Source organism: Actinacidiphila sp. bgisy145, from assembly GCF_057708125.1.
In genome coordinates this window covers 94984-107021 of the sequence record NZ_JBYIRL010000001.1, presented here as the reverse complement: position 1 = coordinate 107021, position 12038 = coordinate 94984, and the positions used below count along the sequence as shown (strand labels likewise).

At 73.1% G+C, this 12038-nt stretch carries 7 protein-coding genes; 3 read left to right on the top strand and 4 right to left on the bottom strand.

Annotation, left to right across the window (positions count from 1 at the left end):
* Positions 1-136: 136 nt before the first annotated feature.
* The 3 genes from AC3ERT_RS00405 (at position 137) to AC3ERT_RS00395 (ending at position 8688) form a co-directional block, all read left to right on the top strand.
* On the top strand, positions 137-2068 hold the full coding sequence (locus tag AC3ERT_RS00405) for an alkaline phosphatase family protein (protein ID WP_435172085.1): 1932 nt from the start codon (positions 137-139) through the stop codon (positions 2066-2068).
* A gap of 421 nt (positions 2069-2489) precedes the next feature.
* On the top strand, positions 2490-4691 hold the full coding sequence (locus tag AC3ERT_RS00400) for a discoidin domain-containing protein (protein WP_435172083.1): 2202 nt from the start codon (positions 2490-2492) through the stop codon (positions 4689-4691).
* A gap of 127 nt (positions 4692-4818) precedes the next feature.
* Positions 4819-8688 (top strand): DEAD/DEAH box helicase, encoded by a 3870-nt coding sequence (locus tag AC3ERT_RS00395; protein ID WP_435172081.1) that lies wholly within the window; start codon positions 4819-4821, stop codon positions 8686-8688.
* A gap of 36 nt (positions 8689-8724) precedes the next feature.
* On the opposite strand, the gene AC3ERT_RS00390 is transcribed toward AC3ERT_RS00395, so the two are convergent.
* The 4 genes from AC3ERT_RS00390 to AC3ERT_RS00375 all read right to left on the bottom strand — a co-directional run bounded on the left by AC3ERT_RS00390 (position 8725) and on the right by AC3ERT_RS00375 (position 11726).
* A complete protein-coding gene (locus tag AC3ERT_RS00390) occupies positions 8725-9495 on the bottom strand; it encodes a class I SAM-dependent methyltransferase (protein WP_435172080.1) in 771 nt (256 codons plus the stop codon).
* A 42-nt stretch (positions 9496-9537) separates the two neighbouring features.
* Positions 9538-10479, bottom strand: coding sequence for an anti-sigma factor RsbA family regulatory protein (locus AC3ERT_RS00385; RefSeq protein ID WP_335980923.1), 942 nt, complete (start codon positions 10477-10479; stop codon positions 9538-9540).
* Between the two features lie 119 nt (positions 10480-10598).
* Complete coding sequence (locus tag AC3ERT_RS00380) at positions 10599-11129, bottom strand: hypothetical protein (protein ID WP_335980925.1); 531 nt, start codon at positions 11127-11129, stop codon at positions 10599-10601.
* A 105-nt stretch (positions 11130-11234) separates the two neighbouring features.
* Positions 11235-11726, bottom strand: coding sequence for a DUF5709 domain-containing protein (locus tag AC3ERT_RS00375; RefSeq protein ID WP_435172079.1), 492 nt, complete (start codon positions 11724-11726; stop codon positions 11235-11237).
* Between the last annotated feature and the right edge of the window lie 312 nt (positions 11727-12038).

Sequence of the window (12038 nt, the reverse complement as noted above, 5' to 3'; positions counted from 1 at the left end):
CGCCCCCTTCTGTTCACCCGGGGGCCACCACCGGGCCGTTGTCATGTCGCGGCTCACCCCGACGATCGCGTTCGACACCGCGCGCGAACCGACAACCGGCACGCGTCGAGCACCACACAGCGGAGGCTGACACAGCATGAGCACCACAGGCGGTACGAGCAGGTCAAGAGGGGGTTCCCGGCGGCGCACCGCGCGCTGGGGGGCGTTCGCCGGGGCGGCGGCGCTCGTACTGCTGGGGGGCACCGCGCCCGCCTACGCCGACAACGCGGACCACGGCGGCGGCAAGGGCAGCACCAGCACCACCACGCCGATCAAGCACCTGGTGGTGCTCTTCGACGAGAACGTGTCGTTCGACCACTACTTCGCGACCTACCCGAAGGCCGCGAACACCGACGGCACCACGTTCACCGCGGCGAAGAACACGCCGAAGAACATCGACACCGCCGCGCACGCCGGCCTGGTGAAGTCGAACCCGAACCAGTACACCCCGCAGCGGCTCAGCCCGGACGAGGCCGTCACCTGCGACCAGAACCACAGCTACGGCCCGGAGCAGTACGCCGCGAACGGCGGCAAGGCCGACCAGTACGTCCAGAACACCGACAGCGGCAAGTGCTCGGGCGGCCTGTACTACCAGCCCGGCCTGGTGATGGACTACTACGACGGCAACACCGTCACCGGCCTGTGGAACTACGCCCAGCACTACTCGCTCGGCGACAACTCCTACAGCTCCAACTACGGCCCGTCCACGCCCGGCGCGCTCAACCTGGTCTCGGGCCAGACCCACGGCGTGGTCTCGGTCGACCCGGCCTCCGGCACCGAGAACCCGAAGCAGACCGCCACGCCCGACTCGTACACCGTGGTCTCCCCGAACGCCAAGGGTGTCGGCACGGTCGCCAACGACCCCGACCCGGCCTACGACGACTGCTCGGACAACAGCCACACCAGCACCAACGCGCTCGCCTCGATGACCGGCAAGAACGTCGGCGACCTGCTCAACGCCAAGAACGTCACGTGGGGCTGGTTCCAGGGCGGGTTCCGCCCGTCCACCGCGTGGGACGGCAAGCAGGGCGACTACGCCAGCTGCCTGGGCGACACCCACACCAACGTGGCCGGCGCCTCCTCCGTCGACTACAGCGCGCACCACTCGCCGTTCCAGTACTACAAGTCGACGTCGAACCCGCACCACCTGGCGCCGAAGAACACCGCCGAGATCGGCCACAACGGCCAGGCGAACCACAACTACGACCTGACCGACTTCGACTCGGCGCTGAAGGCCGGCAACCTGCCCGCCGTCAGCTTCCTCAAGGCGGCCGAGTACCAGGACGGCCACGCGGCCTACTCGGACCCGACCGACGAGCAGAACTTCCTGATCAAGGAGATCAACGCGATCCAGTCCTCCGCGGACTGGAAGGACACCGCGATCGTGGTCGCCTACGACGACTCCGACGGCTGGTACGACCACGCGTACGTCGCGCCGAGCAACGGCTCCAAGGACACCACGGTCGGCTCGAACGGCAAGGCCGCCGACAGCCCCGCCTGCCAGGCCGCGCCGGCCGCCGCGAAGGGCTACGCGGACCGCTGCGGCCCGGGCACCCGGCAGCCGCTGCTGGTCATCTCGCCCTACAGCAAGGTGAACTCGGTCGACCACACCCAGACCGAGCAGGCCTCGATCACGAAGTTCATCGAGGACAACTGGAAGACCGGCCGGGTCGGTGACGGGTCCTTCGACGCGCGCGCGAACACCCTGACCAACGCGTTCGACTTCAAGCACCCGAACAACAAGCAGGTGCTGCTGAACACCAACGGCTCGGTGAAGTCGGTCAAGCCGATCAGCGCCACCAAGCCCACCGCGCCCGGCAAGTCCGGCACGTCCGGCAGCGGCGGAAAGTCCGGCAGCGCGGGCGGCTCGTCGAGCTCCGGCGGCAACGCCCCGACGGCGCAGCTCGCCGAGACCGGCGGCTCCTCCCCGGCGCTGCCGCTCGGCATCACCGCGGGCGTCCTGGTGGTCGGCGGCGGCGCGCTGTACTACGCCCGCCGGCACCGCGCCTCCTCCCGCACGGCGGCCTGACGGGCCACCGCGCGGCACCGCGTCACACGAAGGGTCGTCCCGGTCGCCGGGGCGGCCCTTCGCCATGCCCGCCCGCCTGTCGGGCCTTGAAGCAACTGCCGGACCGGTCGGCCGCGTTGCCTTCACGAGGCGAACGCGCGGCGTGCCCGGCGGCGGGTCGGCGCCCGCCAACCGGCCGCCAACCGGCCGCCGGGCACGATCCGGCAGCGGCTGCGCGCACAACTCTTGACATGGGTGAAACACAGGGAGAAACATTCCGGTGTGCGTTGGGAGAGCGCTCTCACCGGTCAACCGGGGGGCGCTCGCCCGTAGTTCGGCACCTTTGGCCCAGCACCTTCAGCTCGGCACCGCAGTTCGGCACCTCAAGTCCGGCACAGCAGTCCGGACTTGCACCCCCACCCCTGGAACCAGGAGAGCCGCCATGCTTCCACCCCCCACCACCGCCGCGCTCAGACCCGCGGCCGCCACGGACCGGCACAGCCGGCGTACCGTCGTGGCCGCGGTGATCACCGCGCTGTTCGCCTCCCTGCTGCTGTTCGTGCCGGCCCGGGCCGCCCACGCGGCCGACACCCTGCTCTCGCAGGGCAAGACGGCGACCGCCTCGTCCACCGAGAACGGCGGCACCCCCGCCTCCGCGGCGGTCGACGGCAGCACCACCACCCGCTGGTCCAGCGCCTTCTCCGACCCGCAGTGGCTGGAGGTGGACCTCGGCGCCACCGCGACGGTCAGCTCGGTCACTCTCAACTGGGAGACCGCGTACGCGACCGGCTTCAAGATCCAGCTGTCGTCGGACGGCACCACCTGGACCGACGCGTACTCCACCACGAGCGGCACCGGCGGCACGCAGACGGTCTCCGTAAACGGTTCCGGGCGCTATGTCCGGATGTACGGGACCGCGCGGGCCACCCAGTACGGCTACTCGCTCTGGGAGTTCCAGGTCTACGGCACCTCGGGCGGCTCCACCGGCGGCACCGGCCCGATCCAGGGCGGCGGCGACCTCGGGCCGAACGTGAAGGTCTTCGACCCCTCGACGCCCGACATCCAGAGCCAGTTGGACGCGATCTTCGCCCAGCAGGAGAGCAACCAGTTCGGCGACGCCCGCTACCAGGTGTTCTTCAAGCCCGGCACCTACAACAACATCAACGACCAGATCGGCTTCTACACCTCCGTCTCCGGCCTGGGCAAGAACCCGGACGACGTCCAGATCAACGGCGACATGACCGTGGACGCCGGCTGGTTCAACGGCAACGCGACGCAGAACTTCTGGCGCAGCGTGGAGAACATGGCGATCAAGCCGGTCAGCGGCACCGACCGGTGGGCCGTCGCGCAGGCCGCGCCCTTCCGCCGCATCCACGTCGAGGGCGGCCTCAACCTCGCGCCGAACGGCTACGGTTGGGCCAGCGGCGGCTACATCGCCGACAGCAAGATCGACGGCACGGTCGGGCCGTACTCGCAGCAGCAGTGGTACACCCGGGACAGCTCGATCGGCGGCTGGACCAACGGCGTGTGGAACATGGTCTTCTCCGGGGTCCAGGGAGCGCCCGCCCAGGGCTTCCCGAACCCGGTCTACACCACGCTGAGCACCACCCCCGAGTCCCGTGACAAGCCGTACATGTACCTCGACGGCAGCGGCAACTACCAGGTGTTCGTGCCGAACCTGCGCACCAACGCCAGCGGCGTGGACTGGCCGAACACGCCGGGCACCTCGATCCCGCTGACCCAGTTCTACGTCGCGAAGCCCGGCGTGTCCGCGGAGACCATCAACGCCGCGCTCGCGCAGGGCCTGAACCTGGTGCTCACCCCGGGCATCTACCACCTCGACGAGCCGATCAGCGTGAACCGCGCCAACACCGTGGTGCTCGGCCTGGGTTACGCCACGCTCATCCCGGACAACGGGGTGGACGCGATGAAGGTCGCCGACGTGGACGGTGTGAAGCTGGCCGGCTTCCTGATCGACGCGGGCACCGGCAAGTCGCCGCAGCTGCTCCAGGTCGGCGCGCCCGGCTCCTCGGCGAGCCACGCGGGCAACCCGACCACCATCCAGGACGTCTTCGCGCGGATCGGCGGCGCCGGCCCGGGCCAGGCGACCACCGCCTTCGAGATCAACAGCAACGACGTGGTGATCGACCACACCTGGCTGTGGCGCGCCGACCACGGCGCGGGCGTGGGGTGGACCACCAACCCCGCGGACGAGGGCCTGAAGGTCAACGGCAACAACGTGCTGGCGACCGGCCTGTTCGTGGAGCACTTCGAGAAGTACGACGTCGAGTGGGCCGGCCAGAACGGCCGGACGATCTTCTTCCAGAACGAGATCGCCTACGACCCGCCGAACCAGGCCGCCATCCAGAACGGCAGCACCCGCGGCTACGCCGCCTACAAGGTCGACAACAACGTCACCAGCCACGAGGGCTGGGGGCTGGGCAGCTACTGCAACTTCACCGCGGACCCGACGATCGTGCAGGACCACGGCTTCGAGGCGCCGAACACCCCCGGCGTGAAGTTCCACGACCTGCTGGTGATCTCCCTCGGCGGCATGGGCCAGTACGCCCACGTCATCAACGACACCGGCTCCCCCACCTCCGGCACCTCCACCGTCCCCTCCACCGTCACCAGCTACCCGTAAGGCCGCACCACCCCCCGGCCGCCGCCCCCACCCGGGGCGGCGGCCCTCTCACTCCCCGATCACTCCCCGCTCCCGCCCCCGCCACGCTCTGCTAACGTGCCCGGACATCTACGGTCAGGGGGGGCTGGTGGGAACCGTCAGGCGATCGAGGGCGGAACGGCGGCGGCAGGCGCAGATCCTCCGCTACTGGCGGGCGGTGGAGTACTTCAGCCCGCCGACGGTCGACCGGGTGGACCCGCGCAACAACGTCTTCCCCGTGCGCCCGGACCGGCCGCTCCCCTGGGAGCCCGGTTCCCGGACCGGCCCTGCCCCGGTCCGCGACAACTTCGTGTGGCAGCACACCGTGTACGCCGGGACGTTCGCGGTGGAGAAGGTGCGCGACGTCCTGCTGGAGGCGTTCCGGGCGCCGGACGCCGAGCTGGACCTCGACGGCCGGATCAGCGGTGACAGCGCCGTGCTGTGCTTCACCGTCAACCAGGACGGCCTGCTGGTCAAGGACAGCGCCACCCTGTCCGCCTGTGCCTGGGCCGTGGGCCGGACCCTGGACCCGGGCCCGCACGACGACGCCTGGCTGGCCGGATTCGACGAGTACGGCAAGGGGTTGCTCCAGCGTCTGCTGGATCTCGGCGACGGGAAGGTGGCCGTCGAGCGGCGGACGTCGGCCGACCCCGACGGGCCGCCCTCGGGGCTCGGACCGGTCGCGGGCCTCTTCTCCCGGCTCGCGGTCACCGCGGCGCGGAACGGGCTGGGCGTCGCGGCAGCGGCAGCCGGCGCGCACCTCGGACCGGTGGGGGGACTCGCGACCGAGCTGATCGAGCAGGCCGGCGGCGAGCTGATCGACGCGGCGGCCCGCAGCCTCGGCGGCCTGGAGGCGGGCGACGGCGGTCCCGCCGGCACGCGGCGGCCCCGCGGTGCCGGGGCAGCGGGCGGGCGGAACGGCACGCGGCAGCAGGAACCGCCGGTCGAGCTGGGCACGAAGGTACTCGACGTGCACGACCTGGTGGCCGTCACCCGCTGGGTGGTGGATCAGCTGGGCGTGGGCGCGGCGCTGCGGCCCGACGCGATCCGGATCAGGAGCCGCGCGATCCCGGCGCGGCAGGCCGGCGAGACGGGGGGCGACACCCTCCTCAACAGCTTCTACGCCGACGACCTGCAACGGGTCGCCGAGGCCGTCGAGGAGGGGCGGGCCGGCGACGCGCTGCTGTCCTACCTCAGCGCCGACGCGGACCTGGACGCGGCGGACCGCCACGACGTGCGCCGCGCGCCGGAGACCGTACTGGACCAGGTCCGCCCCTCGCGCATGCCGCTGGGACGATGGCCGGCCGACAGCGACAAACCCCTCGTTCTGAGCCAGCAGTTCGCGGTCAACCGCGTCATGGAGACGCTCGGAGCCGACGGCGGCACCGGGGTCTACGCGGTGAACGGCCCGCCGGGCACCGGCAAGACCACCATGCTGCGCGACTTGATCGCCGCGGTCGTGGTCCGGCGCGCCGAGCGGCTGGCGGAGCTGAGCAGTCCCGAACTCGCCTTCTCCCGCCAGCCGTTCACCTGGCGCAGCGAGGACAACGCGGGCAAGATCCACCCGCGCGGCATCCATCCGCTGGTGCCCGCGCTCACCGGTTTCGAGATGGTGATCGCCTCGTCCAACAACGGGGCGGTGGAGAACGTCACGTTGGAGGTCCCCGGCGCGCGGGCGATCGGTGCGCAGTGGGCGGCCGACGCGGACTACCTCTCGGGCCCGGCCGGTATCGCGCTCGGCGAGCCGGCCTGGGGCGCGATCGCCGCCCGGCTGGGCCGGCGCAGCAACCGCTCCGACTTCGTGCGGCGGTTCTGGTGGGGGAACCCGCCGCAGGTCCCCGGCCGGCGGCGCGAACCGGCGGGCACGGCGGCTTCCCCGACTTCACCGGCTTCCCCCGCTTCCCCGGCTCCCGCTGCTCCCGGCCCCCTCGGGCCCCTCGGGCTCCAGAAGATGTTGCAGATGCAGATGCAGAGGGGTGATCGCGGCACTCCCGGGAGGACGGCCGCCGCGGTCACCGCCGACGGCGAGCACCGGCCGCTGGGGCGGGAGACGTGGAGCGATGCCGTACGGCGCTTCATCGCGGCCCGGCGGAAGGTACACGAACTGGCCGCGCAGCGGCAGGAGATCGCCGACCTCGCCGCCCGGCTGGCGGGGCCGGACGCGCTCCTGGCCGCCCTCCTGACGCGGGAGTCCGACGCCCAGGACGCGCTGTCCCTCCTCCAGCAGGAGCGGCGTCGCGGCGAGTCCGCGCTCGACGAGCGCCGTACGGAGTACGCCGGGCGCCAGGAGGCGCTGTCGGCCGCACGGCTCCTCCTCGACGAAGCCGATGCCGCCGCGGCCTCCGGTGAGCAGCAGGTCAGTGCCGCGGAGGCGCTGCTGCACCGCCATGACGCGCGCAAGCCCGGCGTCGTCCGGCGGTTCTTCTCGCCGGAGACCCTGCGGCGCTGGCGGGCCGAGCGCACCCTGCTCGAGGCGCAGCTGGCCGCCGCCGACGCCCGGTTCACCGCGCTGGAGTCGGCCAGGGAGACCAGGCAGGTCGAAGTGCGGGCCGCACGGGGCAGGTTGGACGAGGCGGTGGCCGCCGTCCGGCGGGCGGAGTCGCGGCTCGCCGTCTGCGACCAGGCCCGCGAGCGGCAGACCGCGGCGCTCGCCGAGGCCGGGGACCAGGCGGAGCGCAGGCGGCGCGCACGGGAGGACGAGGAGCGGCGGCTGGCCGACGCGCGCCGGCGCTGGGGCGCCGCCGTTCCGGGTGCGGAGTGGCGGGCCGACCCCGGCGACCGGGAGGCGATGGAGGCGCGGGAGCTGTCCGCGCCGTGGATGGACCCGGAGTTCGCCGCCGCGCGCTCCGCGCTCTTCCTCGCGGCCCTGGATCTGCACCGGGCGCTGCTGGCCAACGCCCCCGACCGCCTGCGCAAGAACCTCCAGGCGGCCATGGACGTGGTGGGCGGCCAGGCGCCGTCGGAGCTGCCGGCGAAGGTGGTGCTCGCCGCGTGGCAGATGCTCTTCCTGGTGGTGCCGGTGATCTCGACGACCTTCGCGTCGATGGGGCGGATGTTCGACCGGCTGGGTGGCGAGGCGCTGGGCTGGCTGCTGGTCGACGAGGCGGGCCAGGCCGCGCCGCAGGAGGTGGTCGGCGCCCTGTGGCGCTCGCGCCGCGCGGTGGTCGTCGGCGACCCGATGCAGCTCGAACCGGTCGTCACCCTGCCGTGGACCGGGCAGCGGCGGCTCGCGTCCCGCTTCTCGGTGGACCGCCGGTGGGCCCCGTCCGCGGCCTCGGTCCAGACCCTCGCCGACCGGCTCAACCCGTACGGCACCTGGCTGGCCGACCGGGACGGCGAGCAGGTCTGGCTCGGCTCCCCGCTGCGCGTGCACCGCCGCTGCGACCGGCTGATGTTCGAGGTCAGCAACGCGATCGCGTACGACGGGATGATGGTCTACGGCGTCTCCCGCGACCAGGACGACTTCCCCCTGGTGCAGCGCAGCATCTGGCTGGACGTGCCCTCCCTGCCGGGCGAGGAGAAGTGGAACCCCGAGGAGGGCAGCGTGCTGGAGTGGTTCCTCGGCCTCGTCGGGGACCGCATGGCGGACACGGTGGGCGCAGCGCCCGCGGACGGCGATCCGGCGGGGGAACTGCGGCGGCGGTTCGACGAGTCGCTCTTCGTCATCAGCCCCTTCCGCGACGTGGTGGCCGGCATCGACCGGGTGGCGGACGGCCGCCTGTCCCGCAAGCGGTACGGGACGGTGCACACCACGCAGGGCAAGGAGGCGGACATCGTGGTCCTGGTGCTCGGCACCGGGACCGGCCAGGTCGGTTCCCGCGACTGGGCCGCCAAAAACCCCAACCTGCTGAACGTCGCCGTCACCCGCGCCCGCCGCCGGCTCGTCGTGATCGGGGACCACGCCGTCTGGTCGCGGCACCGCTACTTCGGCGACCTCGCAGGCCACGCCGGGCTCCACCGGTGGACGCCCGAGCGCTGAGCAGCCGCCCGCCCGGGGGCCGGGCCGCGGGTGCGGCTACGGCTGCGGCTGCGGTTTGCGGGCCTCGATGAGGAAGCGGGTGGAGTGGGCGACGAAGGGGCCCTGCGTGGTGATGAGGCGGTGGAGGTCGCGCAGGCGGTCGCGGTAGCGGTCCACGGTGAAGTCGGGCACCATCCAGATCACCTTGCGCAGGAAGTAGACCACCGCGCCGATGTCGTGGAACTCCATCCGCAGCCGTTCCAGGCGCAGGTCCAGCACCTCCAGGCCGGCGGCCTCGGCCGCCGCCCGGGCCGTCCCGGGGTCGCGCGCGTCCCCGGCGCCGGACGGCTGCGGCCCGAGGAAGTACTCGTAGACCTCGGCGGCGCTGGCGGGACCGACCTGCTGGGAGAGGTAGGTGCCACCGGGGCGCAGCACGCGGGCGATCTCCTGCCACCACACGGTGACCGGGTGGCGGCTGGTGACCAGGTCGAACGCCGCGTCCGCGAAGGGCAGCGGCGGTTCGTCGGTGTCGGCGACCACGACCGCGCCGCGCGGGTGGAGCAGGGCGGTGGCCTTCGCGACGTTCGGCGGCCAGGACTCGGTGGCGGCCATCACGGGCGGGAGGACCGGGGCGCCGGCCAGCACCTCGCCGCCCCCGGTCTGGAGGTCCAGCGCGGCCGAGACCCGGCCCAGCCGCTCGGCCATCAGCCGTTGATAGCCCCACGAGGGCCGCTGCTCGCTCGCCCGCCCGTCCAGCCAGGAGAAGTCCCAGCCGGCCACGGACACGGCGTCGGCCTCGGCCACCAGCGCGTCGAAGGTCCGGTCCATCGGTTCAGCGTCGCGGCCCGCGCCAGGGCGCGGCAACCGGTTTTACGCGGTCGCGGGCGGGGGGAGGGTGAGGTAGCAGCGGATCGCGGTGCCGGCCGCGCCGGTGTGGGTGCGGACCAGGTCGGCCAGTTGGTGGACCATGAGCAGGCCGCGGCCGCCGGGGCGGCCGGGCGGGGGCAGGCGGCTGCCGGCGAGGGGGTCGGCGAGCCGCCCGCCGTCACGCACCTCGCAGGCGATGTGGCCGTCCTCCGCCCAGATCCGCACCACGCCCGAACCGCCGCCGTGCCGCACGCTGTTGGTGGTCAGCTCGGCGACGGCCAGCGCCAGGTCGTCCAGCCGCCGGCCGGTCAGCCCGAGCGCGTCGGCCGCGCGGACCGCGAACTGCCGTGCCGCGCGCAGCCCGTCGTCGTCGAACCGGAAGGACGCGGCGAACCGGGGCTCGGCCAGCGGCACGTTGTAGGAGGCGGCGGCCATCTCGGGCGCGTAGTGCGCGCTGGGCCGGCGGCGGCCGCCCTCGATCAGCACCGGGTGGGTGACGCAGGCGTCGCCCAGGGCCTGCGGGGCGAGCCGGGCCGCGTCGTACAGGCACAGGATGGTCGCGCGGCGCCCGTCGAACGCGGCGTTGACCAGGGCCTCGTGCTGCACGCAGGCCGGGTACTCCAGCGGGGTGCGGCCGGGCCAGACGGGTTCGGCCACGATCCGGACCGGGCCGGAGGGCTGCGCGTCGGCGAAGGCGGCGAGCACACCGGGGATGATCCGGCCGGGGTTGCGGCCCGCGCTGGCCATGTCGGTGAAGTGCACGCCGTCGGCGAGCGGACCGAGCGCGTTGTGCAGCCGGGCCAGCCGTTCCCCGGGCACCGCGACGGCGACGGGCTCGCCCGCGGCCAGGCCGTCCCGTACGAAGGCGAGGGTGCTCTCGAGGTACTCGGCGTCGTCCCGGTAGAAGCAGGCGGGGTGCGAAAAGGCGTCCGCGGACTCCCCCATGTCCTCCCACCCCCTTTCGGACACCTGTGCCGGTGCCGACAGTATGCGCCCCCGAAAAGATGACCTTGGGCAGGGGCCCTGCCCTGCCCGCCGGGCCGGGCCGGCTGTGCCGCCCGGTGTCAGTCGTGGTTGATCGCCTCGAACGCCGCCGACAGCGTCTCGCTCTCGTCGTCCGGCACCGCCCGCTCCAGGGCCGGCACCAGGTCGCGCCGCTCGTGGAAGAGGTACTGGTACATCTGGGTGAGGGCGCCGTCGATCGTCAGGCGGCGGGTGTCCTCCGGGTGCCGCCCGGTCAGCGCCCGGTCCAGGATGCCCTGGATCAGATCGCCCTCCTGCCGGTCCCGCGCCACCACCCGGGCGCTCTCGCCGTGTCGCTCCAGCACCTTGCGGACCGTGGCCTCCTTGGCCGCGCAGTGCCGCGCGAACATGTCGGCCAGCGGACGCAGCTCCTCCGGGGCGTCCACGTCCCGCATCCGCAGGTCCTCCACCGTCGCCAACAGCATCCCTCCCGACGTCACCAGGCTCGCCGCCAGTCCGGTCGGCACGTGCTGACCCTTCTTCCCCGCGCCGTCCTCCTGATGCCGGCGCCTCAGACCCCACCTGCCGCGGCCGCCGCCGGCCGCCTTCTCCCGCTCGCCCGCTCCACTCATCGCCACCGGCTCCTTCTCCTGCGCTCACGGACCCCTACCTCCTACGGTGCAACGGCCCGGCCGTCCCCGCTCCTCACCTTGAGCCGCCGGGGCGGGGGCGCCCGCTCACCGGCCGCCGCCGTCCTCCTCGTCGGGCAGGTCCTCGTCCGCCACCAGGTGCACCGCCGCCTCCTCCGCGGACGCGGCGCCCCCGTCGATCCCCACGTCCGCGCCGATCTCGCCGTCCCGCCGGGTGTGCGCGCCCTCGTCGGGGCCGACCAGCCGCCCCGAGCGCGCCTCGCCCGCCTCCGGGTCCACCAGTTCCCCGTCCGTGTCCGGCGCGTCCCCCAGACCGTCGCCCTCCGGCGCCTCCCGGTCCGGCCGTTCCCGCGCGAGGCGCTGGTCCAGCGACTCCCCCTCCCGCTGCTCCTCCCCCGTCGTCCCGCTCTCCTCCACCGCCAGCGGTTTCTCGGGCGGGGAGTACCCCTCGTCCAGTACGTCCGCCACGCCCCGGTCCTCCAACGTGTCCTCCGGCTCCAACAGCCCGTCGTCCTCCTCCTGCCGATACACGTCGTCCCCCCACCCGAACCCGTTCGCTCCGACCTGCCGGTCGCTCATCAGCCCGCTCTCATCCCGTCGAGGACCCTTCACCAAACCACCGCCTACCCTTACGCTCTCACCCAAAACGACAGCGCGGGTTCCCCCGCGGCGCCCGCCCCACCGAAGGGTGGGTCCTGTGGCTTGCGGGACCTTGCGGTCCGCCGTGGCTGGTCGCGCAGTTCCCCGCGCCCCTGGGTATGTGCGGGTATTCCGCGGATTGTGGCGCGCCTGAGGGTCTTTATGCCGACCGATCGCAGGAACCACGATCCGCGGAGGGCCCGAGCGCATTCCAGGGGCGCGGGGAACTGCGCGACCAGCCACCACGGACCG